The organism is Micromonospora sp. WMMD1219, from assembly GCF_049315215.1.
GTDB classification, from domain to species: domain Bacteria; phylum Actinomycetota; class Actinomycetes; order Mycobacteriales; family Micromonosporaceae; genus Micromonospora; species Micromonospora tulbaghiae.
Genome location: NZ_CP186057.1, coordinates 4758616 through 4781157, shown reverse-complemented (window position 1 = coordinate 4781157; position 22542 = coordinate 4758616). Strand labels below are relative to the sequence as shown.

General features: G+C 72.1%; 23 protein-coding genes. 7 read left to right on the top strand and 16 right to left on the bottom strand.

The window, feature by feature from the left end:
- Positions 1–50: 50 nt before the first annotated feature.
- The 8 genes from ACN27C_RS22260 to ACN27C_RS22225 all read right to left on the bottom strand — a co-directional run bounded on the left by ACN27C_RS22260 (position 51) and on the right by ACN27C_RS22225 (position 9135).
- Complete coding sequence (locus ACN27C_RS22260; RefSeq protein WP_422747883.1) at positions 51–611, bottom strand: barstar family protein; 561 nt, start codon at positions 609–611, stop codon at positions 51–53.
- 62 nt (positions 612–673) lie between these two features.
- On the bottom strand, positions 674–1114 hold the full coding sequence (locus tag ACN27C_RS22255; protein WP_071094732.1) for a ribonuclease domain-containing protein: 441 nt from the start codon (positions 1112–1114) through the stop codon (positions 674–676).
- Positions 1115–1300: 186 nt separating this feature from the next.
- Positions 1301–4210 carry a M36 family metallopeptidase gene (locus ACN27C_RS22250; protein ID WP_422747880.1) on the bottom strand — a complete coding sequence of 970 codons (2910 nt, stop codon included), beginning with the start codon at positions 4208–4210 and terminating at the stop codon, positions 1301–1303.
- 244 nt (positions 4211–4454) lie between these two features.
- Positions 4455–5387, bottom strand: coding sequence for an HNH endonuclease (locus tag ACN27C_RS22245; protein WP_422747877.1), 933 nt, complete (start codon positions 5385–5387; stop codon positions 4455–4457).
- A gap of 184 nt (positions 5388–5571) precedes the next feature.
- On the bottom strand, positions 5572–6834 hold the full coding sequence (locus ACN27C_RS22240; protein ID WP_422747875.1) for a hypothetical protein: 1263 nt from the start codon (positions 6832–6834) through the stop codon (positions 5572–5574).
- Between the two features lie 73 nt (positions 6835–6907).
- Positions 6908–7858, bottom strand: a complete 951-nt coding sequence (locus ACN27C_RS22235) for a DUF7008 domain-containing protein (protein ID WP_422747873.1) — start codon at positions 7856–7858, stop codon at positions 6908–6910.
- A gap of 106 nt (positions 7859–7964) precedes the next feature.
- Complete coding sequence (locus ACN27C_RS22230) at positions 7965–8810, bottom strand: alpha/beta fold hydrolase (RefSeq protein ID WP_422747871.1); 846 nt, start codon at positions 8808–8810, stop codon at positions 7965–7967.
- A gap of 85 nt (positions 8811–8895) precedes the next feature.
- The gene (locus ACN27C_RS22225; RefSeq protein WP_422747869.1) at positions 8896–9135 is read right to left on the bottom strand and encodes a winged helix-turn-helix domain-containing protein; all 240 of its coding nucleotides are present in this window, start codon (positions 9133–9135) and stop codon (positions 8896–8898) included.
- A 299-nt stretch (positions 9136–9434) separates the two neighbouring features.
- Here ACN27C_RS22225 and ACN27C_RS22220 point away from each other — a divergent pair, with 299 nt between their 5' ends.
- Both ACN27C_RS22220 and ACN27C_RS22215 read left to right on the top strand, forming a co-directional pair.
- Positions 9435–9710, top strand: coding sequence for a DivIVA domain-containing protein (locus ACN27C_RS22220; RefSeq protein WP_422747867.1), 276 nt, complete (start codon positions 9435–9437; stop codon positions 9708–9710).
- A gap of 4 nt (positions 9711–9714) precedes the next feature.
- On the top strand, positions 9715–10023 hold the full coding sequence (locus tag ACN27C_RS22215) for a hypothetical protein (RefSeq protein ID WP_422747865.1): 309 nt from the start codon (positions 9715–9717) through the stop codon (positions 10021–10023).
- Here the strand turns inward: ACN27C_RS22215 and ACN27C_RS22210 are convergent.
- Positions 9951–10496, bottom strand: a complete 546-nt coding sequence (locus ACN27C_RS22210) for a hypothetical protein (protein WP_422747863.1) — start codon at positions 10494–10496, stop codon at positions 9951–9953. The two genes, ACN27C_RS22215 and ACN27C_RS22210, sit on opposite strands and share 73 nt — an antisense overlap.
- A gap of 316 nt (positions 10497–10812) precedes the next feature.
- On the opposite strand from ACN27C_RS22210, the gene ACN27C_RS22205 reads away from it, so the two are divergent.
- Positions 10813–11634, top strand: a complete 822-nt coding sequence (locus ACN27C_RS22205) for a hypothetical protein (RefSeq protein WP_422747861.1) — start codon at positions 10813–10815, stop codon at positions 11632–11634.
- An 11-nt stretch (positions 11635–11645) separates the two neighbouring features.
- Here the strand turns inward: ACN27C_RS22205 and ACN27C_RS22200 are convergent, their stop codons facing one another.
- The 3 genes from ACN27C_RS22200 to ACN27C_RS22190 form a co-directional block, all read right to left on the bottom strand.
- Positions 11646–12278: a VOC family protein gene (locus ACN27C_RS22200; RefSeq protein WP_422747859.1), complete on the bottom strand. Its 633-nt coding sequence runs from the start codon at positions 12276–12278 to the stop codon at positions 11646–11648.
- Between the two features lie 80 nt (positions 12279–12358).
- The gene (locus ACN27C_RS22195; RefSeq protein WP_422747857.1) at positions 12359–12916 is read right to left on the bottom strand and encodes a M23 family metallopeptidase; all 558 of its coding nucleotides are present in this window, start codon (positions 12914–12916) and stop codon (positions 12359–12361) included.
- A gap of 103 nt (positions 12917–13019) precedes the next feature.
- A complete protein-coding gene (locus ACN27C_RS22190) occupies positions 13020–14810 on the bottom strand; it encodes an ABC transporter ATP-binding protein (protein ID WP_422747855.1) in 1791 nt (596 codons plus the stop codon).
- Between the two features lie 83 nt (positions 14811–14893).
- Here ACN27C_RS22190 and ACN27C_RS22185 point away from each other — a divergent pair, with 83 nt between their 5' ends.
- From ACN27C_RS22185 to ACN27C_RS22170, 4 genes are all read left to right on the top strand, one after another.
- Positions 14894–15310, top strand: coding sequence for a MarR family winged helix-turn-helix transcriptional regulator (locus tag ACN27C_RS22185; protein ID WP_422747853.1), 417 nt, complete (start codon positions 14894–14896; stop codon positions 15308–15310).
- 83 nt (positions 15311–15393) lie between these two features.
- Positions 15394–15762, top strand: a complete 369-nt coding sequence (locus ACN27C_RS22180; RefSeq protein WP_422747851.1) for an SCP2 sterol-binding domain-containing protein — start codon at positions 15394–15396, stop codon at positions 15760–15762.
- Entirely contained in the window at positions 15755–17842 is a 2088-nt protein-coding gene (locus ACN27C_RS22175) for a glycogen debranching N-terminal domain-containing protein (RefSeq protein WP_422747849.1), read from the top strand. Before ACN27C_RS22180 ends, ACN27C_RS22175 begins: the two co-directional genes overlap by 8 nt.
- Positions 17843–17852: 10 nt before the next feature.
- Positions 17853–18440 (top strand): cysteine hydrolase, encoded by a 588-nt coding sequence (locus ACN27C_RS22170; RefSeq protein WP_422747847.1) that lies wholly within the window; start codon positions 17853–17855, stop codon positions 18438–18440.
- A 17-nt stretch (positions 18441–18457) separates the two neighbouring features.
- On the opposite strand, the gene ACN27C_RS22165 is transcribed toward ACN27C_RS22170, so the two are convergent.
- From ACN27C_RS22165 to ACN27C_RS22150, 4 genes are all read right to left on the bottom strand, one after another.
- Positions 18458–19084, bottom strand: coding sequence for a TetR/AcrR family transcriptional regulator (locus ACN27C_RS22165; protein WP_071094679.1), 627 nt, complete (start codon positions 19082–19084; stop codon positions 18458–18460).
- Between the two features lie 103 nt (positions 19085–19187).
- Entirely contained in the window at positions 19188–20459 is a 1272-nt protein-coding gene (locus ACN27C_RS22160; RefSeq protein ID WP_422747845.1) for an ABC transporter substrate-binding protein, read from the bottom strand.
- Positions 20460–20509: 50 nt separating this feature from the next.
- Positions 20510–21655 (bottom strand): branched-chain amino acid ABC transporter permease, encoded by a 1146-nt coding sequence (locus ACN27C_RS22155; protein WP_121685057.1) that lies wholly within the window; start codon positions 21653–21655, stop codon positions 20510–20512.
- Positions 21652–22530: a branched-chain amino acid ABC transporter permease gene (locus ACN27C_RS22150; RefSeq protein ID WP_071094675.1), complete on the bottom strand. Its 879-nt coding sequence runs from the start codon at positions 22528–22530 to the stop codon at positions 21652–21654. Before ACN27C_RS22150 ends, ACN27C_RS22155 begins: the two co-directional genes overlap by 4 nt.
- Positions 22531–22542 lie beyond the last annotated feature (12 nt).

The following is a 22542-nucleotide window of genomic DNA, read 5'->3' as shown; positions in this document are numbered from 1 at the left end:
CTGTGCGGGCCTGGTCGACGGCACGCCTGAGCGCGGCGCGGGTGGCGGGGTCAGCCGGCGGAGGGTGGGGTGCCGACCCCTCGGCCGAGCACCGCGGCTACCCGGTCACGCAGGGCTCGCAGTCGGTCTGGGGCGTCGCGCAGCACCACCCGCAGCGTCTCGTGACCACCGGCGGCGACCGCGCCGAGCACGTCGAGCAGCGTGCCGAGATGGGCGGGCGGCTCGTCGGCGAGCAGGTCCGCCGCGTCGGCCACGACCACCGTCAGCGGGCCGGCGTCGAGGCGGTCGGCGAGCGCGTCGGCGAGGGCGTCCCAGTTGCGGCCGTACCAGCCGGGCAGCGCCAACGCCCCGGCCAGCGCCTCGTGCAGCCCGGCCCGGGTACGCGCCCGCGTGCCGGACATCAGCACGCCACCCGGCAGCGCCCCGCCGCCCGGCAGCACCCCGCCGGCCGGCAACGTCCCGCCACTCGGCAGCACCCCGCCGCCCGGCAGCGCCCCGCCGCCCGACTGTGGGCCGCCGTCCGAGCCCGGTACGGTCGCGCCGCCGTCCGGCTCGGGCGGCGCGCCGTCGTACACGAGCCAGGCCGGTGCCTGCGAAGACGCCGCGCCCATGGATCCGTCCTTTCCCGACGGTGCCGGCCGGGCGGGGAATGCCCGGTCGGCGTCGAGGCTGCTCAGAGCCGGTAGAAGTTGGCGTAGTGATCGGGTGAGAACCAGGTCGCGCCGGTGCTCTTGTTGACCACGATCCGGTACGCGTCCCGGGAGGCGTTGCAGGCGCGCGGGTAGACGTCGTACTCGTAGTAGGTCGCGCCGGAGGGCAACTGGCCCTCGTAGTTGTAGAACCGGCCGCCGGCGAAGTTGCACTGGCCGCCGCTCCACGAGTACCAGCCGCGGCTCGTCGGGAAGCTCTTGGCGGACCAGCCGGAACGGGCGGTGCGCGCGTCGGCGCAGCGGGACTGCGTGCAGGAGCCGTAGACGGCGGCCGCGGCGGGCTCGGCGAGCCGGGTGGAGACCGTGGACGGGGCGACGAGCGCGGCGGCGGCCACGGCGGTGACCAGGGCGGACGCGGCGAGGGCGCGGCGTACGCGGGTGACGGCGGCGCGGAACGGGGTCAAGGGATCCTCCTTGAGCGAGCCGGCAGGACATCGACCAGCATCATTTCCTGGTCACCGCTCAGTCTGTCGAGGATCCTGCCCGCCGTACAGCCCCGATCCGGCGACGGCGCCCCGAACCCCGCGTGAACACACGATGGCGGGTGCGGACGGGCGACCCGAGCCGCCTGTCCGCACCCGCCGTGTGGATCAGTGCGTGAACGCCTGGAACTCGGCGATCCGCACGTTCTGCGCCTGCGGGCTGGCGGTGGCGCAGTCGGTCGCCGCCCGCGGGTCGTCGTCCTGCTCACCGGCGTAGTCCGGCGCGCCGGTGCACTGGTTGGTCAGCACCTCGACGCGCAGGTGCGTGGCCTTGGTGCGCGGGATGTCGAACGACCGCATGATCAGCTCGGGCGCCCGGGGACGCGGCGCCACAGCCGGGAACGCGTCCGGCCGGCTGGTGTAGACCGGCCGGAAGTCCGCCGCGTCGGCGCAGGTCACCGGCCCCGTCGCGGTGCACGCCAGGATCCGGAACTGCCGCACCGCGGAGTACCGGCTCTGGGTGCCGGCATCGGCGTCACCGGTGACCGGCGGGCGCAGCATGGCGCTCACCTGCACCCGGCGTACCTGCTGGACGTCACCGGCCAGGTCGACTGTGACCTGCCGGCCGGCGACCGGCGCACCGAGCGAGGCCCAGTTGGTGGCCTCGTCGTCGTCGGCGATCTGCGGCAGGTTGATCCCGTCGCCGCTGACCGCCGCGCCCGCGGTGGCCGAGGCCAGGTTGGGCCGCAACGTCACCGGCAGCGTCCGGTTCTGGCCCGCCTTGACCTTCACCGGGCCGATGCGGGTGTGGCCGTAGCCGGGCGTCCGCACCACGAACTCGTACGTGCCGGGCACCAGGTCCACCCGGTCGGTCAGCGGGGTCGCCGCGTCGGTGTCCGCGACCGGCACGGCCCGCGCCTGGTAGCGCCCGACGAACAGCTGCGCGCCGGCGACCGGCCCGCGCTCACCGATCGGCAGGAGCCGCAGCGAGCCCTCCCGCGCGTACGGGGAGGTGAAGCCCGGGGTGGGGTCGGGGTCGGTGTGGCCGACGCTGGCCGCGGTCTCGCCGAGGCCGCGCCCGGCGAACGCGTTCCAGAGCAGCTCCTGGTTGGCCCCGCCGAAGCGGATCCGGTCGGCGGCGAGCATCGCGTCCCGGGCGTCGACCATGCTGACCTGGCTGACCGACATGAGCAGGAACGAGTCGAAGACCAGCTGGATCCAGCGCCGGTTACCCGGGCAGGCGGTCACGTCGCGGGCGCCGGTGGCGCACGCCTTCTGCACGGCCGGGGTGCCGCTGCCCCAGCGGCGCATCATGGCCGCGCGGATGTCGGCGTTGGTGGCGCTCCACAGCTCACCGGAGGCGTGCACCTGGAGGCCGACGAAGTCGTAGTCGACCGAGCTGTAGTTCAGCGGGCTGTCGCTCATGTTGTAGTTGCGGATGCCCGCGTTCGGGTCCCCGGTGGTGTACTCGCCGATGGTGAAGCCGCGCCGGCCGGGTGCGGCGTACCCGTGCTCGAACAGGTACTCCATGGCGAGCTGGTCCGACCAGCTCTCGCTCATGCCCTGCGGCGAGCTGACCCCGGCGCTCGGGCCGGCGATCATGCGGTTGGTGACCGCGTGGCCGTACTCGTGGGCGATCACCGACATGTCGAAGTCGCCGTCCACGCAGGGCGCGTAGAACGAGCCCGCCATCGGCTGCCACAGGTACATGTTGGTGGTCGGCGCGACGCCGTCCGGCGGGGTGATCTGGTTGGCGTTGTTACGCGCCGCGAACGCGGGCGGACCGCCGCTGATGCCGCCGGCCTGCGCGTTGCCCTGCTCGGGGTCGTTACCGAGGCCACCACGGCCGAGGTTGTCCTGCTGCATGTTCCAGGTCTCCTCGGTGAACCCGAGGTGGTAGGTCCAGTCGTGCATCCGGTTGTGCATGGCGAACAGGTTCGCCCGCGCCGCGTCGATGTCGTTCGCCTGCGGCGAGGTGAACACCTCCGGGTTGCAGCGCTGCTCCTGCCACTGGTTCGTCCACGGGTAGTCGTACCTGCGGTCCGGGCGGGGCGTCGCGGTCTCGGTGCCGACGCTGAACGGGTCGTTGCTGTTCCAGTTCTGCACCGCGATCGCGTTGTTGCCCTTGGTCGTGGTGGTGGACTGGCCGGTGGCCGGGTCCACGTCCCACGCCGGGTGCCCGGGCACGCCCACCACCTCGGCGCAGCCGCGCGCCGGCACGGCGCACCACCGCTTGCGGGTGTCGGCCGAGGACCCGTCGACACGCGGCGAGTTCGGGAAGACCTCCCACGAGGGGTGGTCGGCGTCGTGGTCGATCAGGTCCTCGCGAACGAGCACCGCGCCGTCGCGGGCGTCCACGTAGGTGGAGTAGGCGGCCGGGTCCGCGCCTGTGGTGTCCGCGCCGAGGACCACCTCCCACGCCGCGCGCGGCCCACGGTCCGCGGTCGGCACCGCGACCAATGAGGTACGCACGACCTGCGCGTCGGCACGGCCGGCGTCGGCGATCGCGGCCTTGCGGGCCTGCTCGGCGCTGATCGTGGCGGGGGCCGGCGTACCGACGTCACGGGCCAGCGAGGAGCTGACGTGCCACACCGCTCCGTCGCGTACGCCGACCGAGAGCATGCCGTCGACGGCGGCCGGCAGGTCGCCGAAGCGCTGCCGGAACAGCACCGTCGCGCCCTGCCCCATCGGCGCCACGGTCAGCAGTTCCAGCGCGGCCGCGCCCTCGGCGGTCAGGCCCAGCACGTCCCGGTTGGCTGCCACGTACGCGCGCGCGGCGGCGGCCGGGTCGGCGGGCAGGCCGGTGGCGAGCGGCTTGCCGGTCGAGGTGAGCGTGGCAGGCGTACCGAAATCGGTCCAGCGCACCCGCGCGCCGAGCGCGGCGGCCCGGTCCCGCTGCCGCTCGCTGGCGAGAACGCGGCCCTTGCGGTTGTCAGTGGCCTTGGTGTCGTGCCGGTCGCCCGGCAGGTGGTCGGGTGGCGCCTGGGTACGGGTCTGTTCCCGGGGTGCCGCCTGGCCGCCGCCAGCGGCGGTCAGGACCAGACCGGCTGCCAGCAGCAGCGCGGTGGTCCCCGTCAACGCACGGGATGGTGTGCGCACGGTCCCTCCTGTCATCGTCGAACGGCGATGTCCGTTCCGCCATCCGACCAGGACGATCAACCGTCCGACACCATCCGAACATCCATAAATGTTGCTGCGTCGATTTCTCGGCGGCGCTGTCCCACCAGACGAGACACGAAGAGATCTTGGTACGAAACGGCCCCCATGAGGGCCCTTTCGTACCAAGATCTCCACAACGTCAGCAGCGGAGGCGACTCAGCAGTCAGGCTGCTTTGAACACTGACTCCAGGTGCCACTCCAGGAACTCGGCTCTGGGCCGGTCTCCACGTCGCTCCGGGATCGCGATGAGGGACCCGGCCTTCGCGTAGAACTGGTCGCCGTTGCCGAACTCGCTTCGCAGGCGCGGACTCACCATCAGGCGATACCTCGGGTCCACACCCAGGTAGCCCTGATCGAAAAGGATGTGGACATCGGACCTGAGCAGCATGCCGTTGTCGATCCGATGCTCGCCACCCGCAGGCAGTGGCCGGATGTGCGCCGCCTGGAGCACCGGTTGCAACTTGTTGCCCGTGATTGCGCAGCGGCGGCCGTACGCACCGAGCACCACCGCCTTGAACGACTTCTGGCCGAGACGCTGGGGCACGAGCCGTGGATCTCCGTAGACCGGACCGGGGCGATGCCATGGCTCACGAAGGTCCACTTCGACCTCTCCACCCAGAAGGCGGTGAAGGGCAAGACTGAAATAGTCCGCAGCGACTGGATCTGCGAGATCGTACGTCTTGCCCTGTACGACGTTGGGTGCGAAGCCAGGGGGCGGATCGACCGTAGAGCCGTCGGGGAAGAAGACACTGTCACGAACGAAGATGCATCCGATCACCGGATCCTCTCCCGGCCCGATTGGCTGCTTCCGGTACCGCCCGACGCTACGCCTCATCTCGTCGAGGCTCGCGACGCCGTTGCCCTCACCGAAGAGGTTCCACGCCTCCGAGATCTTCAGCTGTGTGAAGCCGCTGAAGAAGCCACCGCCGACGACGCGGTTGAACGGATAGTGGGCTTTGAAGAGAAACGGCTCGCCAGGTGTGAGCGCACGAAATGCACCACCCGAGGGACGCCAGAAGTTCACCTCGTTCAGATCAGGGCGCGCCGCCAGGAACCGGTACCACTTCTCGTCCGTGACTCCGACGAAGGCCTTCACACCGCCAGCCTGCACCAGAACGGATCTTGTCGCTACCCCGACCGGCGTCACGAACCCGACCAGTCAGGATTCGCGTGTCCACGTCGTCAAGTCCCGTCACGAGGACGCAAACCGGGTCCCGGTCAGTCCTCCACCACGCCAGACGCGACAGGTCGCGATTTTCAGGTCGCGTTCTCTCTCCTGATCAAACGTCGCCGCCCTTCTTCTCCGTGAGTTCGTCGTCGTCCCCTCGCCGGCGCAACGACCACCCGCCGACCCGGCCGGAGAGCTTGCCGGTCGCCCATTTGGCCCGGTCGAAGGTGTCGGTGCCGAGGCGCACGGCGGCACCGACGCCCTCTGCCCCTGTCTCGAGTGCCTTGTCCCGCACCTCGATGGCCGCGTCCGTCCATCGTCTCGCCTCCGACGACTGCCGATCACCCTCGATCCCGAGCCGCCCGTGGAAGCCGACAATGGCCGCCGACACGTGGTTGCTCGACTTCACCACCGCCGGTGAGTCCATCGGGTTCAGCAGCACCTTGGCGTTCGCCCTGCCCGCGGCCGCTTCCATGCGAGCCAGCAGACGCTCGGTGCACCGGGAGATGAGTTCGAGCCGCTTCTGCCGGGCGTTCCTCAGCCCGACGCGATGCCCGTCCAACTCGTCCGGCGACGCATCCAGCACCCGGTCGAGTTCGAGCACGGCAATCGCGTCCTGCAGCTGGAAGCAGCGAGCCAAGACGACGAGCCACTCCTGTGCCTTGGATTCCGCTTCCCTGGCCGCCTTGGCGAGATCACCGATAGCGGCCTTACGCTCCAACTTCTCCGCGAGCGCGTCGAGTTGACGCAACGCGTACGCCTGGGTTTCTGCGATCGTCGCCGGTGCGCCCTGCACCTTCGACCACGTGACCTCGTCGACCCGACCTCGCTGCTCGCGGATGGTCATGGACTCCTCGATGACGAAGCCCACGCCGATCATCCGCGCCAGCACCGCGTCCTTCTGGGCGCGGAGCACATCGTCGACCTTCTCGTCGATCGTGGCGAGATAGTCGGTGATCTCCTTCATGCTCTGCTGCATCGCAAGCTGCGCCATGAGTCCCGCAGCACCGGCCAGCAGCGCCGGGTTGGCGGTGATCACCCCAGGCCCCTTCGAGATCTGGAGCCATTTCTGGATCGAGCCTGGATCTCCCACCATCGCGTGGCTGACACCCGGCGTCTTGCTCGGCATCAGACCGTACTTGTGGACGGCCTGCGCTGACTCCTTCGTCAGCTGCACCCATCGACCCGAGTGGGCGGCGATCTCGGAACCAGCCTGTGCCGCTGTCGCCCCGACCTTGAGGACAGATCCGAGCCGAGGCAGCCCGAGGTCTCTGGACGGGAGGCCCTCGGAGACGAGGAAGCGCTCGACAGCCGTCGGTTCTCCGATGACCGCCAGCCCGTCACCGTCGCTGACCAGCTGAATCTCGTTACCCATTCTCGGCTCCTGACAGGTGGGGAGGGTGGAGAGCGATGCTGTGCACCCTGTTCACAGCTTGAGGTGCAGACGGTCAGTGGTCTCGGTGAGGAGTTGGGTGCTCGTCGGCGATCAGGTCGGCGATCACCTGGCCGAGATCCTGGCCGGGGGCGTGGATGCCCGCGACGGCCAGCACGTCGGCGTCGCGGCGCAGCTCGTCGGCGAGCTGGGCGGTGGTCAGCGCACGCGGCTGTTCGGGGCCGTCGACGTGGTGACACGACAGTTCCCGTGCCTCGCACCGGTCGAGCAGCCAGTCCCGCAGCGCCTTGCGCTGCATCGCGTCCCAGCCCTCGGTGGCCCACCGCCGCTTGTACTCCGGCCGCTCGATCAGCCCGACGGTGCGGTTGCCCTCGATGAGCGCGATCCGCCGTTCCACGATCGCCCGGTACTCAGGCCTCCAGTACGCCGGCAGCTCGGTGATCGGCTTCGACCGGTGCCGCTCGAACCACTGCGTCTCCAGGCCCTCGTCACGCATCTTGCGCGCGAGCACGATCTCGAACGCCCGCTCCCCCGGCGCTTGCATCGGAGGCCGGACGCTCTCCGGCGCGGTCAGGTCGTCGTCCAGCAGCCCGTAGAGCGAGTAGACCTGCCAGTCCAGCTCCTCCTGCAGTCCGATCATCACGCCACGAACGCAGTGCCACTCGTAGCCGGCGGCATCCAGCCGCTTGCGGGTCGGCACCCCGGAGGCGGCAACCGCCGCCGGGGTCACCCTGTCGAGCCGCCGCGCCAGATCGTCGATCTCCCGGCTCAATTCCACCGGGTACGCCGCTGAACGGTCGAAGGCCGTCTCTTCCGGATCGGGCAGGCAGTGGTGACGCGTCGCCACGAACGCAGCGGCCAGCGACCAGGAATGCGCACACTCGTCCTTCGGCAGCGGATGGTGGAGGCGCATCTCATCGACCGGATCGGCCCGCTCCCGCAGGTCCTTCTCCCGCTTCTCGGCCTGCTTCTGCAGGTCGGACAGGAGCAGTTTCCGGTCGATCACGCGACGACTCTAGCGGTCCCGTCGCCGGGACCGCGGCAGCCGTAAGTACCGATCTCCGCGACAGACCGCTACCGATGGCTTCCGCCAACGGGTTCCGGACGTCGGCTCACACGGTCGCATCGAGGAAGGTGGCCACGACCCGACGGAAGCCGTGTGGATTCTCGACCCACGGCAGGTGACCGGATCCGGGTAGGCTGACCCGCTCGCAGTTCGGCAGCGCCTTTTCCAGCGAGTCGACGCCCCAGCGGGGGCGGATGTCCTCGGGGCCGTCGATGATCAGCACGGGGACGTCGAGTGACCGGCACCGCGTGGCGATCGGGGAGGCGCGGAGTTCCTGCTTGACCTCGGCGTTGACGGCCCGGTTGCAGTCGTGGTTGATGCCCAGCCACGGCGTGGCCATGGCCTCGGCGTGCGTCATGGCGGCGTCAGGGTCGGCGAAGTCGGCCGACCATTGCAGGACCGCCCGTTCGCGTTCCTCCGCAGGCGTGAGGGTGCGCGCACCCAGTGCCTTCCACCGGTTCAGATGGGGCCCGAGCCGCCGCTTGAGATTCCGCTCGTAGTGTGGATGCCAGCCGCGTCCGGGGTCGATCCCCGTGCCGGACACGTAGATCAGGTGACTGACCCGCTCCGGGTGCTCGATCGCGTACCGCAGCGCCAGGTGCGCGCCCCACGAGTGGCCCAGCACTGCCGTTCGCGGTCCGGCCAGGTGTTCGCGTACCGCGTCGAGGTCGGCGACGAAGCGGTCGATCGTGTACGGACCGCCCCGCTGGGAACGCCCGCAGCCGCGCTGGTCCCACCGAACGACACGGGCGTGCCCGTCGAGCAGCCGGGCGACCGGGCCGAGGTAGTCCCAGATGCCCGGGCCGCCGTGGCAGAGCACCAGCGGCGCGCCGGCGCCGACCCGGTCGGCCCACAGGCGACAACCGTCTTCGGTACGCACGTCCGCAGTCATCGACGACAGTATGGCGAGTCGCAGAGCGGCGGGTCGGGGGTCGAGCCCTGGGCGACCCGCTGCGGCACTTCTGGACCGACGCCGGTTACGGCTCGCGCATCCAGGTCTTCGGGTCCGTCACGAAGACGCCCTTGCCCTGCTGTCGCCGGATCACCCGCAACGCTTCGAGACGCGCATACGCCATCTGGACGGTCCCATGACTCACGCGGTAGCGCTCGCGCAGCTCAGCGATTGAGGGCAGCTTTTCCCCCGGCTTCAGCTTCTTCCCTCTGACATCGGCGATCACATCGTCGGCGATGCGCCAGTAATCCGGCACTTCTCGCATGGCACTCCTCGCGTGGCGACCCCGATTCGATCACAACGCGACGCGCCCAACAAGTAACGTTGACTCATCTGACATGTCTATATAAGTTGGCTCCGAGCCGGTCCTCGCGTGGCAACGAGTTCGGCTCATCCCCCGGTCGGGGCGGGTGCGCGTACCCGTCCCGACCCTCCGGACTGCCCCGCCTCCGTACCGCCGATCCGGGCTGCGGGGGCGCAGCGGGCGGGCCGTCCGCGGCCGGCGTGCGGACGGCCCGCCCTCCAGACCCACCGCACCTGTCCCCCGCTCCTGGAAGGACCGACATGACGCCGCATCGATCCGGCCGGCCTTACCTGACCGCCCTACCTGCCCGGCTGACCCCGCACGAGGTGCGCACCCACGCCTTCGACCCGCATCGGCGAGGTGTCGACCCCGCTCAGGTGCGCGAGTTCCAGGCCCGGGTCGCCGACGAGCTTTCCGAGCTGCACCGGCGGGTACGCCCGGTCGCGCAGGAGAACGACAGGCTGAAGCGCGCCCTGCGTGACTGGCAGGCCATGCACGCCCGCGAGTGCCGCCCGCCGAACGACGGCCACTGGTAGAGCCGTGCGTTCCCCGCAACCCGGTGACCTGCTGCGAGTCGACGGCCGCGCGTCGGTGCAGTTCGGCGGCGACCGGGCGCTGACGTTCCGGGTCGTGTCGGTCGGCGCCGAGGTGACGCACATGGGCTGGATCTGGCTGACCGGCTACGTGCTCAACCGCCGGGGCACCGCGACCGCGAAGCGGGACATCTTCGTGCAGGTCGCGGGGCTGCGCCGGGCCGTCGAGCCGCCACCGTCCGGTCAGTCCTGGGTGCCGGCGAACAGCGTCCAGGCGTCGATCTCGGTCGGCGCCAGCGGCCGCGCCGGCAGGTAGGACGCGAGGTCGCGGAAGTCCGCCACGGCGTTGTGGACGCACACCGCGAGCGAGAAGTGCAGCAGTTCCCGCACCGCCTGCGCGTCGGGCGCCGTGACGTCGTCGAGCAGCGGGCTGCGGACGTCGAGCGCGAACACCACGTGGCAGGCGCTCTGGTCGGACTTGACCACGCAGTAGTAGCGCCCGGCCTCGGCCAGCCGGTTACGGATGTTCGCCCAGGCCATCGCCCCGGAGATGTCGGGCACGTCGGCGCCGGCCACGCAGGCCATCCGGAAGACCCAGCGGGCCGGGTCCTCCGGTGACACCGCGCCGTAGACCAGCACCAGGCCGCCGCGGTGGAACACGGCGAAGCCCTGCACGTCCGGGGTCAGATGCAGGAAGTCCGGGATCCAGACCCGGTCGTACTGCCGCTCGGCGAGGGACCGCAGGAACTGCACGGTACGGCCGGCGGCGTGGTGAGCGTCAACACCCATGCGTTCTGGTCCTCCCCGAAGGATCACGGAAGCTCACGCTATGAAGCGGTACGGACACGGATCAAGGCGTGCCGATCGACTCTGGATGGTCGGTCCCGTGAACGGGACCGAACCCGCTTCGAGTCCCACGGATAGGACTACGGGGCGGCTCGTCCGATCGGTCAACACCCGACGCGCGGCTGCGCGCGTACACCGGTCGGGGTTGTTAGCGTGGATCGCGGACCGCACGGCGGTCCGGCCACCCCTCACCCGACGGCCCGCGCGTCCCGGTGACGCCGCGGGACGCGGTGCTGCGATCCGGCATGGAGGGGGTGCGATGACCGCGGTGCCGGAGGACCCGGGGCCGGGTGATCGGCGGCCCGCGCCCGGCGCGCCGGTCGACGGCTGGCGGCGGCGCTTGAGTGTACGGACACGGGCGCTCGGCGAGGCGGCGCGCGTGCGGACCCGGCGCTTCTGGGACGGTGCACAGCCGACGCTGCGGCAGCTCTGGTGGACCGAGGAACCGGTGACGCCGGTGACCACAGTCGACCGGCGCGTACCGGAGCCGCTCGCGGTGCCCGCGCAGGGCCAGGTGTACGTGTTCCTGGTCCGCGCCACCTACACCTGGTCGTCGGAGACCGCCCGGCCGGAGCTGTTCGGCTGGTACGTGGACTACTTCCAGCAGCAGGCCGCGCAGCGCCTGCACCGCCTGGCGGTCCGCTGCGCGGCGGAGGTGCCGCCGCACCGCCCGCGCGACCTGCACGCCGCGTTGACCGCCGCGCTGGCCGAGGACGACCCGTCGCCCTGGACGTACGCGCGCGGCGAGGTGACGTTCGCCTGCGAGCCGGACGTCACGGTGCACCTGGACGAGCGGGTGCGCAAGCTGCTCCAGCCGTACTGGGAGCAGCGCATCGCGCTGGAGTGCGAACGCGACCTGGCCCGGCGTCGCGCCGAGTACGCGCAGGAACGCGACCGGCGCGACCACCCGCCGGAGCAGCCGAGGACGGCGGGCGAGGCGGGGCGGGCACGGCGCGGATCACGGCCGGACGGACCGGTGGAGTCGTTCACCCCGTTGGAGCCGCTGCTCCCTCCGCCCGCACCGCGCCCGGCCCCGGGGCAGCGGCCCCGGCCCGGCGAACCGGAGCCGCCCCAGGTCTGAGCCCGACGGCGTCAGCCCGGGACGGCGGCCGTCTCGGGGCGGGCCTGCCGGGCGGCCAGGTAGGCGGCGATGCCGGTGCTGTCCTCGGTGGCCAGGAACGCGCCGCGCGCGTTGACGAGCGCCTCGTCGGCATGGGTCAGGCAGCCCCACACCGTGTCGCCCCACGAGTCGGCGAGCTTGACCTCGGCCGGCTCGGCGCAGGGCTCGCCTCGTGGTCCGCCGATCTGGCAGTGGCCGGGGGCGCCGTCGCGCCGGGCGGCGACCTGGGCGGCCCGGCGGACCGGGGCGGGTCGCCCGTCCGGATCGACCTGCGGAGCAGGCACACCCGGTGAGCGGGCGAACAGGATCGTGTTGCCGTCGGGGTCGACTGTGCGGCACTCGCCGCCGGGAGCGTTCTCGACCCGGTGACCCGCCGCGACGAGGCGTTCGGCGGTCGCGGCGTCGTCGTCGACGTGGAGGTGGAGCGTGGCCGGGGCCGGGGCGGCCTGGACGACGAGCAGCAGGGTCAGGTCGCCGCAGCGCAGGCGCGACCGGCCGTCCTCGCCGGGCTGCCCGGTGTAGCCGAACAGCGCGTAGAACCGGCCGGCCGCGTCGGCGTCACCGACGTTCAGGACCGGGACCTGAGCCTGCACTCCGCTGCGCACCGCGCCACTCTACCCATTGGCGCTCCGTAAATCACGTCTTGCAGATCGGGTTTTCATCCCGGCCGGCGGGTGTCCCGGGGTCAGCAGCCGTTGGTGCTGGTCTGGTTGCGCTTCAGCCCGTCGGACCAGGTGACGCCCTGGACGACCGCCACCACCACGCTGCCGTCGTGGATCTGCTCGTAGTGCAGGTGCGGGCTGAGGTCGTACTTCGTCGACGTCGCGCCGACCCGGCCGATGACATCGCCGCGCTTCACGGTGTCGCCAGTGGCCACCGCGCGCGAGTTCAGGTGGGCGTACCGGGTGCGCCAGCCGTCGCCGTGCCCGATGACGATGGTGTTCCCGTAGCCGGAGGTGGTGGAGTAGTACGACTCCAGGACGGTCCCGGCGGCGCTGGCGACGGTCCGGCGGTTGAGGTCGTCGGGGCTGCCGTTGGCGTCGTAGTGGTTCCAGTCGATGGCGTGGGCGGGGCTGTGCCCGTTCCAGTTGTTGCCCTGCCAGGTCTGGCCGCACAGGAACGGCATCCGGAAGCCCGGCCGGGCGGCATGCGCGGGCTGCACGCCGAGCATCGCCCCGGCGACGACAGCGGTCGTGAGCAGCGCCGGCACGCGCCACCGGGCGGCGGTGGTCGTCAGCGACATCGTTCCCCTCCTCGCATCGAGTGATCCGGGTCGATGCTATGGGCCGCGCGGACGTCGGGTAAATAGCTACACGGATGAATGCCCGGCCAAAACTTTCCTACGGTCAGCCGACCAGGGCGGCGTACCGGCCGCGCCGGTCCAGCAACGCGTCGTGGGTGCCGGACTCGACGATCCGGCCGTGGTCGAGCACCGCGATGCGGTCGGCGTCGCGGACGGTGGAGAGCCGGTGCGCGATGGTCACCACGGTGCGGCCCCGGGCCAGCTCGTCCAGCGCCCGCTGGACCGCGCGCTCGGTCTCGGTGTCCAGCGCGCTCGTCGCCTCGTCCAGCACCAGGATCCGCGGGTCGCGCAGCAGGGTCCGGGCGATCGCCAGGCGCTGCTGCTCGCCGCCGGAGAACCGGTGGCCGCGCGAGCCGACCATGGTGTCGTACCCGTCGGGCAGCGCGGCGACGAGGTCGTGGATGCGGGCGGCGCGGGCGGCGGCCTCGATGTCGGCGTCGGTGGCGTCCGGGCGCGCGTACCGGAGGTTGTCCCGCACGGTGCCGTGCAGCAGGTACGTCTCCTGGCTGACCACGCCCACGACGGCGGCCAGGTCGGCCGGGCGCAGGTCGCGCAGGTCGATCCCGTCGATGGTGATGCGGCCGGCGTCCGGGTCGTGCAGCCGGCTGATCAGCGCGGCGAGCGTGCTCTTGCCGGAGCCGGTCTCCCCCACCAGGGCGAGGCTGGTGCCGGCCGGGACGTCCAGGCTGACGCCCGCGAGGGCGGCGGTGTCGCTGCCCGGATAGCTGAAGGTGACGTCCTCGACGCGCAGGTGGCCGCGGGCGGTGGCCGGGTCCAGCGGGACCGGGCGGGCCGGCTCGGCGACCTCGACGGGCAGGTCGAGGTATTCGAAGATCCGGGCGAACAGCGCCAGCGACGCGGTGAGCGTGACGCCGACGTTGAGCAGGCCCATCAGCGGCCGGAACAGGTTGCCCTGCAGGGCGGTGAACGCGACGAGCGTGCCGATGGTGAGCGTGCCGGCGGTGCCGGGCAGGCCGGCGCCCAGGTAGATCACCGCGGGGATGGCGGCGAAGACGATGCTCATGGCGGCCATCCGCCAGCGTCCGGCCAGTTCCGAGCGCAGTTCCAGGTCGACCAGGCGGGCCGAGGAGGCGGTGAACCGGTCGACCAGGGCCGGGCCGGTGCCGAGCGTCTTGGCCAGCCGTACGCCGCTGACCGACAGCCCTTCCTCGATGGTCACGGTGAGGTCGGCCAGTTCGCGCTGCCGCTGGGCGGTGATCTCCCGGCGCAGCCGGGCGACCCGGCGGGTGAGCCAGAGCGCGGGCGGCAGCACGACCGCCGAGACGAGGGTGAGGCGCCAGCTCAGCGCCAGCATGGCGATGGTGGTGGCGACCACTGTGGTGAGGTTGGCGGCGATCGAGGTGGCGGTGGAGGTGACCACCGCCTGCATGCCGCCGATGTCGTTGGTGATGCGCGACTGGACCTCGCCGGTGCGGGTGCGCACGAAGAAGCCGATCGACTGCCGCTGGAGGTGGGCGAAGACGTCGGCGCGCAGCCGGTGCATGACCTCCTGGCCGACGCGGGTGGAGATCCAGGTCTGTGCGACGCCGAGCACGGCGGTGACCGCCGCCACCGCGACCATGCCCGCGACCAGCCAGGCAAGCAGCGTCAGGTCACGCTCGGGCAGGGCCCGGTCGATCACGGCACGCAGCAGGAACGGTGTGGCCATCGCGATGTTCGAGGACGCCACGATGATCGCCACGACGGTGGCGAGCGGGCCCCGGTGGGCGGTGAACAGGCCGCCGATCCGGCGCAGGGACACCTCACGGGCCTGGGCCTTCTCGGCGGGGGAAACGGTCCGGCCGTCACGGCGGCCGTCGGGGATGCGGTCCAATGGTGCTCCTAGTGTCTCGGGGGAAACATGCTGAGGTTACCTCAACATGAGGGAACAACACGAAAGCCTGTTACCGTATTCCCGTGAGCGGCAGCGACGAGAGCCTGGCCGAGACGTTCTGGGCGGTGACCCGCCGACTGCGGCACCAGACCAAACGCGCGCTGGAGCCGTGGGAGATCAGCCCCGGGCAGGCGCGGGCGCTCGGCGTGCTGATGCGTCACGGCGCGCTGCGTCCCGGTGCGCTCGCCGAGCACCTGCGCATCGCGCCGCGCTCGGCCACCGAGGTGGTCGACGGGTTGCAGGAACGTGGCCTCGTCGAGCGCCGGCCCGACCCGGGCGACCGGCGGGCCACGCTTGTCGCCCCCACCGCCGAGGGCGAGCGGGTGGGCACCGCCATCCGGCAGGCGCGGGCCACCGAGGCGGAACGGTTCTTCGGCGCGCTCGCACCGGAGGACCGGACCGAGCTGGCCAGGATCCTGCGCCTGCTGCGCGAGGACTAGGTCTCCGGCTTCCCCGGTTTCACCCGTTCCGGGTGAGGCGACAAGCCCCCTGGCGGGGAATAGCGCCATCGGGAGGAGGGCCGATGGTCGACGCCACCGAAGAGTTCTTCCGGAGCCTGGGGCAGCGCAGGCAGCGCGGGCTGACAGCGCTCCACGAGGGCACCGTCCGGTTCGACATCGCCGGCGACGGCTCGGTCGACCACTGGCTGGTCTCCATCGCCCGCGGCGAGGTCACCGCGGCGCGGCAGGCCACCGGCGGGGACGCGGTCGTCCGGGCGGACCGGGCCGTCTTCGACCGGATCGCGCAGGGCGAGGCGTACTTCCTGACCACCGTCCTGCGCGGCGAGGCCGAGGTGGAGGGCAGCCCGCGGCTGTTCGCGACAGTACGCCGACTGTTCCCCTCCCCGCCCGGTTCGCGCCCGGAACGACATCGGGGAGACGACGATGGGTGACGACCACGTCGGCATCTTCGACGGGACGATCTTCCTGGTCTGTGACCGGGCGGGCGACGTCGTCCCGGCGGCCGACGCCACCCACGGCCTGTTCGCCCACGACACCCGTCTGCTGTCCCGCTGGCAGCTCACCATCGACGGCGAGCGGCTCAGCACGCTATCCATCGACGACATCCACTACTTCGAGAACCGGTTCTACCTGGTCCCGGGCAGTCAGGACGTCTACGTCAACAGCACACTCGCGGTGCGCCGGACCCACAGGCTGGACGCCGGACTCCAGGAGGACCTGCTCCTGGTCAACAACGACCGGCGGCCCGTCGACCTGACCGTGCGGATCGAGGTGGACGCCGACTTTGCGGACCTCTTCGCGGTTAAGGAGGGCACGACGAACCGCCGGGGGCGGCACTACCGGCGGGTCGACGGCCCGCGACTCGTCCTGGGGTACCAGCGCGAACGCTACCGCCGCGAGACGATCGTGTCGGCCACCGCCCCGGCGGAGGTGGACGAGAACGGCCTGACGCTGCGCGTGCACATCGAACCGCACGGCCGGTGGCAGACCCGGCTGACCGCCGAGCCGGACCTCCCCCTGCCCCGAGGGCTGGAGCGGCTCAGCCTGCCCGGGCGGGTCGAGGGCCACGCCCGGGACAAGCCCGCCGAGCTGCGGGAGTGGCTGGACCGGGCGCCGCGCCTGGAGACCAGCTGGGGACCGCTGCAGAACACGTACCGGCAGAGCCTCATCGACCTGGCCGCGCTGCGGTTCAGCCCGTTCCTCGCCGGAGCCGGGTGCGTGCTGGCCGCCGGGCTGCCGTGGTTCATGTGCCTGTTCGGCCGCGACAGCATCCTCACCAGCCTCCAGGCGCTGCCGTTCGCACCCGAACTCGCCGCCACCACGCTCACCGTGCTCGCCTTCCGGCAGGGCAGCCGGATCGACGACTTCCGGGAGGAGGAGCCGGGCCGGATCCTGCACGAGATGCGCTATGGCGAGCTGACCGTCTTCGACGAGACACCGCACAGCCCCTACTTCGGCAGCGCGGACGCCACTCCCCTGTTCCTCGTGCTGCTCGACGAGTACGAGCGGTGGACCGGCGACGCCGCCCTCGTCCGCGCGGTGGAGCAGGAGGCGCGGGCGGCCGTCGACTGGATCGACCACTACGCCGACCGGGCCGGCAACGGTTACGTCTCCTACGAGCGGCGCAACGCGGTGAACGGCCTGGAGAACCAGTGCTGGAAGGACTCCTGGGACAGCATCTGCTACCGCGACGGCCGGCTGCCGGGCTTCCCGCGCGCCACCTGCGAGCTCCAGGGGTACGCGTACGACGCGAAGGTGCGCACCGCCCGGCTGGCCCGCGAGATCTGGCACGACCCGGCGTACGCGGACCGGCTGGAGCGGGACGCCGCCGACCTCAAGCGCCGCTTCAACCACGACTTCTGGATCGACGACGGCGAGTACATGGCGCTGGCGCTGGACGGCGACGGCCGCCGGGTGGACGCCCTGTCGTCGAACATCGGCCACCTGCTGTGGAGCGGCATCGTCGAGGAGCCGAAGGCCGAGGCCCTGGTGCGGCACCTGATGTCACCGGCGATGTTCAGCGGCTGGGGTGTCCGCACGCTGGCCGAGGGCGAGGCCCGCTACAACCCGGTCGGCTACCACGTCGGGACCATCTGGCCGTTCGACAACTCGTTCATCGCCTGGGGTCTGCGGCGCTACGGGTACGCCGAGGAGGCGGCCCGTATCGCGGCGGGCATCCTGGACGCGGCGGCGTTCTACGACGGCCGGCTGCCGGAGGCGTTCGCCGGGCATGCCCGGTCCGAGACCCGCTACCCGATCCGGTATCCGACCGCGTGCAGCCCGCAGGCCTGGTCGGCCGGCGCGCCGCTGCTGCTCCTGCGGACGATGCTCGGCCTGCGGCCGGTCGGCGACGATCTCGTGGCCCGGCCCGCCCTGCCTGCTAGCCTCGACTACGTGGCGTTGCTCGACGTCCCCGGCCGCTGGGGGCGCCTGGACGCCTTCGGCAGGAGCACCGCCGCCGGCGGCCTGAGCCGGTACGAGCTGGCTCCGCAGCAGCTCTCCGCACCGTGACGGGATCGACATGCAGCGCATCGACTGGGCGCACACCGCGGTCGTGGGCGTCCACTGGCAACACGAGGTGGTCAGCCCGGACGGCGTCTTCGGCCCGTTCTTCGCCGACCAGGTGGCCCGGCACGGCGTGGCGGCGAACGCGGCCCGGGTCGCCGCCGCCGCGCGGGCCGCGGGCGGCCTCGTGATCTTCACCCGGGTCGCCTACCGGCCCGGCTATCCGGACCTGATCGCCAACACGCCGAGCTTCGCGATGATCGCCGAGCGCGGGGCGTTCCTGGAGGGCGACCCGAAGACCCGGATCGTCGAGGACGTCGCGCGACAGCCGGGCGACGTCGTCGTCACCTCCACCCGGCTCGGCGGGTTCTCCGGCACCGACCTGGACCTGATCCTGCGCGGCCGTGGCGTGCTGACCGTCGTGTTCACCGGCGTCGCGACGAACCTGGCCGTCACCGCCACCGCCTACCAGGCGGTCGACAACGGGTACCGCATCGTCACCGTCTCCGACGCGTGCACGGCGGCCACCGACGAGCTGCACGACACCTACCTGAGCACGCTGGGCCAACTCGGCGAGGTCGTCGCCACCGGCGAGATCGCCTGACCGGCCGCCGGGACCGCTCAGCGCAGGCCGGCGGCGATCGCGTCGACCAGCAGCGCGCCGAGCGTGCGGGCCATCACGGCGCGGGCGGCGTCGACGTCGAGCCCCATCGAGTCGCGCATCATCGACCAGGCCGACCAGGTGCCGGCCACCGTGAGCGCGTCGAGCAACTGTTCCCGGCCCGGCCCGGCCTGCGCCAGCTCCGGGGCGAACACCGCCTCGATCTCCTGCCGGACCCGGGCGACCGCCGCCTCCCGGTTACGGCGCAACTGCGGGGAGAACGGCTCCCGCAGCGCCGACGCGCGGGCCGAGGGCGCCAGCACCTCCAGCAGCCGGGCACGCTGGTCGCAGAACGCGGCGATCCGGGCGGTCAGCGGCAGCTCCGGCGGCACCGGCCGCCAGAGCGCCGCCTGCCGCTCGCCGACCCGCCGCCCGGTCGCGGCGAACAGCGTCTCCATGTCCTTGAAGTTGGTCCAGAGCGTACGCAGCGACACCCCGGCCCGCTCGGCGATCCGTTCCCCGGTGGGCCGCAGGTCACCGGAGTCGATCAGGGCGAGGTGCGCCTCCACGATCGCGGCCCGGGTCCGCTCGGCCCGCGCCGCCCGGCCGTCCACCCGCTCCGGCGGGTCGGTCTCCAGCTCGATCATGGGTACGGGCTCTCCTGTTGCTCGTCTGCCGGCGGCCACTCTACGTGCGTGCCGCCGGGCGACCGGCACCCGGCCACCCGGCCACCCGGCGACAGCACCGTGGTCAGGACGTCGGCACGGCGTCCGCCGGCGGGTTCGTCGGCGGCTCGGTGAACTCGGTGACCGCGCCGTCACCGTCGTCGGTGGTGTACGCGGGACCGAAGTACTCCTGCGCGCCGTTGCTCACCTTGGTCAGCCGGACGCCGCCGTAGCCGGCGTGCACGCCGTCGGCGTACCGGAAGGGGACCAGGCCCGGGCCGCGGAAGCCGCCCTTGCGCACGGCCTCGACCAGCTTCTCCCGGGTGGGGTCGGGCCCGGCGGCGAGCATCGCCTGGACGAACGTGTACGCCATCGAGTAGCCGTAGATCGCGTTGCCGTCGACCGGGTTGCCCGCGTTGTACTTCTGGTGGATCTTGGTGAACTCCTGGATCCACGGGTTCGCGGTGTCGGCCACGTTCGGCAGGTAGTTGTCGGCCACCATGCCCTCGAGGATCACCTTCTTGTCGCCGAGCTGCGCGGACAGCGTGGTGTAGTCGGCGCCCACGTTGGACACCACCCACTGCGCCTTGAAGCCCTGCCCGGCGGCCTGGCCCATGGCGAGCGCGGTGAAGCCGGGGATGGTCGCCGAGATGACCACCTGGCAGCCGGCCGCGCGCAGCGCGCCGATGGCCGGGCCGACCTGCTGGTTGGTGGTGGTGTACGTCTGCTTCGCCGCGACCGGGCCGAGGACCTGCTCGACGCCGGCCAGCGAGTCCCGCCCGAAGTCGTCGTTCTGCCCGAAGTGGCAGACCTTCGCGCCGGGGAACTCCCGCTTGACGTAGCCGGCCAGGATCTTGCCCTCGACGGTGTAGTCGGGCTGCCAGCCGAACGTGGTCGGGTACTTGTCCGGCTGGTTCCAGTTGCGGCTGCCGGAGGCGACGAACAGGTCCGGCACCTTCTGCGTCTTGACGAACTCCAGCACGTTCGTGTGCGTGGGCGTGCCCAGGCCGCCGAGCAGCGCGAAGACCTTGTCGTCGAGCACCAGCTTGCGGACCACGTTCTCGGTGTTGGCGGGGTTGTAGCCGTCGTCCATGACCTTGTAGACGATCTTCCGGCCGTGCACGCCGCCCTTGCTGTTGACGTGCTCGAAGTACGCCTTCGTGGCGGCGGAGATCTTCGAGTAGCCGGGCGCGGCCGGTCCGGTGAGCGGTTGGTGGGTGCCGATGACGACCTCGGAGTCGCTGACGCCGGGGACGTTCTCGGCGGCTTGCTTCTCGTCGTCGGCGCAGGCGGGCAACGCGGCCAGCAGGGCCAGGCCGGCGGCGGCCGCGAGAACGCGGCGGGTGGTGGGGCGCATGGTTCTCCAATCCGGTGCGACGGTGCGAACGGTGGGTGGAACCGGTGGGGTCAGCGGTCCGGCGACCGGAGGGGCGCGCGCCGGCTGCGGACGGCCGCGCGCAGCCGGGCGCCGACGGCGCGCACGCCGCCCTGGAGGCCGCCCGGGGCGGCGAGCATGACGACGATGAGGATCAGGCCGAACACGGCGAGCGCGAGGTTGCCCTCCAGCCGCTGGGCCAGCCCGGCGGAGAGGTCGAGGTGTTCGGTGAGCAGGCCGGGCAGGTCCTGGAGCGCCACCAGCAGCACCGCTCCCCAGACCGCGCCGGCCAGGCTGCCCAGGCCGCCGATCACGATCGCCATGAGCAGGAACAGCGACAGGTCCAGCGGGAACTTGCCGGGCGCGACGGTGGCGGTGAGCATGGCGTACACGCCGCCGCCCAGGCCGGCGCAGGCGGCGCTGACCACGAACGCGAGCACCTGCGTGCGGGCCACCGGGATGCCGGCGAGCCGGGCCGCGACCTCGTCGTCGCGGACCGCCCGCAGGGACCGGCCGAAGCGGCTGCGCACCAGGTTGGCCAGCAGCAGCATGGTGAGCAGCGCGGCGGCCAGCGCGATCCAGGCCAGCCAGCGTTCCGGCTGGAAGTAGGCGCCGAGCGTCGCCGGTGGCGTCTGCGCCGGGAACGGCAGTCCCTGCTCGCCGTTGAACACGCCGGTGAAGATCGTGGTGACCGCCGGGACGAGCGTCGCCACGGCCAGTGTCACGCCGGCCAGATAGGGCCCGCGCAGCCGGGCCGCCGCCAGCCCGACCACGAGCCCGCCGAGCGCGGTCACCGCTACGGCGGCGAGCAGCGACGCGGGCAGCGTCCACCAGCCGCGTAGCGCCCGCTCGTCGAGGGCCTGCTGGGTCAGGGCCATCGTGTAGGCGCCGGTGGCCATCAGCGCGCCGTGCCCGAGGGAGAGCTGGCCGTTGAGCCCGACCAGCACGGTGTGCCCGGCGGTGACGCAGAGGAACGCGCAGACGCGCGCCACCTGGAGGTTCTGGTACGGCGCGAGCTGGTTGGTGACCAGCACGACGAGCGTGCCGAAGAACACGGCCACCGCCAGGTGACGCAGCAGTGTGGAGCCGCGCGCCTCGCGTCCGGCCGGTGCGCCGGGGAGCAGCCGCCGCAGCGCCGACGGTGCGGCGGGGGCGACCTCGGTGGGGGTGCTCGTCACACGTGCCTCGCTCTCGCCGCGGAGAAGAGCCCGCCGGGGCGGACCAGCAGGACGGCCAGCAGCAGCACCAGGACGGCCAGCGGGGTGGTGTCCGGTCCCAGGTAGCCGGTGACGTAGGACAGGATCAGCCCGACCAGCAGGCCGCCGACGACGGCGCCGACCGGGCTGTCCAGGCCGCCGACCACGGCGGCGGTGAACGCGACCACGAAGACCAGGTCCATGGCGTGCGAGTGCAGGCCGAGTCCGGTGGGGACGACCAGCATCCCGGCCAGCGCACCGACCCCGGCGGCGAGCGCCCAGCCCAGCGTGAGCATCCGGCCGACGCTGACGCCGAGCAGCCGGGACACCTCGGGGGCGAACGCGGCGGCCCGCATCCGCAGGCCGACCGGGGTACGGGTGAACAGCAGCGCGAGCAGCGCCACCACCGTGAGCGCCGAGCCGAGCACCCACAGGTCGTACGGGGACAGCGCGGCCACCCCGGCGATGGTGAGCGCGTCGGTGTCGAACGGTGCCGGGGCGGGCCGGTAGTCGTTGCCGAAGACCATGCCGAGCACCGCCTGGATGACGAGCACCAGGCCGAGCGCGACGATCACCTGGTTGAGCGGCCCGCCGGGGCCGGCGAACCGCATCAGCACCCGCTCCACCAGCGCGCCCAGGGCCAGTCCGGACAGGATCGCGGCGGCCAGGCCCAGCCAGTACGAGCCGGTGGCGGAGACGACCGCGTACCCGACGTAGGCGGTGGCCACGGCCATCGCGCCCTGGGCGAAGTTGACCACCCGGGCGGCCCGCCAGATGAGCACCAGCGCGAGCGCGAACGCCGCGTACACCGCCCCGGCGGCGAGCCCGTCGAAGGTGAGGAACCAGAACCGCTCCATCGGCGACCCCTT

Bases quoted from the DNA above. Each gene is read 5' to 3' on its own strand.
- ACN27C_RS22260 (WP_422747883.1), bottom strand. From the start codon at position 611: ATGGGCGCGGCGTCTTCGCAGGCACCGGCCTGGCTCGTGTACGACGGC.
- ACN27C_RS22240 (WP_422747875.1), bottom strand. From the start codon at position 6,834: ATGGGTAACGAGATTCAGCTGGTCAGCGACGGTGACGGGCTGGCGGTC.
- ACN27C_RS22230 (WP_422747871.1), bottom strand. From the start codon at position 8,810: ATGACTGCGGACGTGCGTACCGAAGACGGTTGTCGCCTGTGGGCCGAC.
- ACN27C_RS22225 (WP_422747869.1), bottom strand. From the start codon at position 9,135: ATGCGAGAAGTGCCGGATTACTGGCGCATCGCCGACGATGTGATCGCC.
- ACN27C_RS22220 (WP_422747867.1), top strand. From the start codon at position 9,435: ATGACGCCGCATCGATCCGGCCGGCCTTACCTGACCGCCCTACCTGCC.
- ACN27C_RS22210 (WP_422747863.1), bottom strand. From the start codon at position 10,496: ATGGGTGTTGACGCTCACCACGCCGCCGGCCGTACCGTGCAGTTCCTG.
- ACN27C_RS22205 (WP_422747861.1), top strand. From the start codon at position 10,813: ATGACCGCGGTGCCGGAGGACCCGGGGCCGGGTGATCGGCGGCCCGCG.
- ACN27C_RS22195 (WP_422747857.1), bottom strand. From the start codon at position 12,916: ATGTCGCTGACGACCACCGCCGCCCGGTGGCGCGTGCCGGCGCTGCTC.
- ACN27C_RS22180 (WP_422747851.1), top strand. From the start codon at position 15,394: ATGGTCGACGCCACCGAAGAGTTCTTCCGGAGCCTGGGGCAGCGCAGG.
- ACN27C_RS22175 (WP_422747849.1), top strand. From the start codon at position 15,755: ATGGGTGACGACCACGTCGGCATCTTCGACGGGACGATCTTCCTGGTC.
- ACN27C_RS22170 (WP_422747847.1), top strand. From the start codon at position 17,853: ATGCAGCGCATCGACTGGGCGCACACCGCGGTCGTGGGCGTCCACTGG.
- ACN27C_RS22165 (WP_071094679.1), bottom strand. From the start codon at position 19,084: ATGATCGAGCTGGAGACCGACCCGCCGGAGCGGGTGGACGGCCGGGCG.
- ACN27C_RS22160 (WP_422747845.1), bottom strand. From the start codon at position 20,459: ATGCGCCCCACCACCCGCCGCGTTCTCGCGGCCGCCGCCGGCCTGGCC.
- ACN27C_RS22150 (WP_071094675.1), bottom strand. From the start codon at position 22,530: ATGGAGCGGTTCTGGTTCCTCACCTTCGACGGGCTCGCCGCCGGGGCG.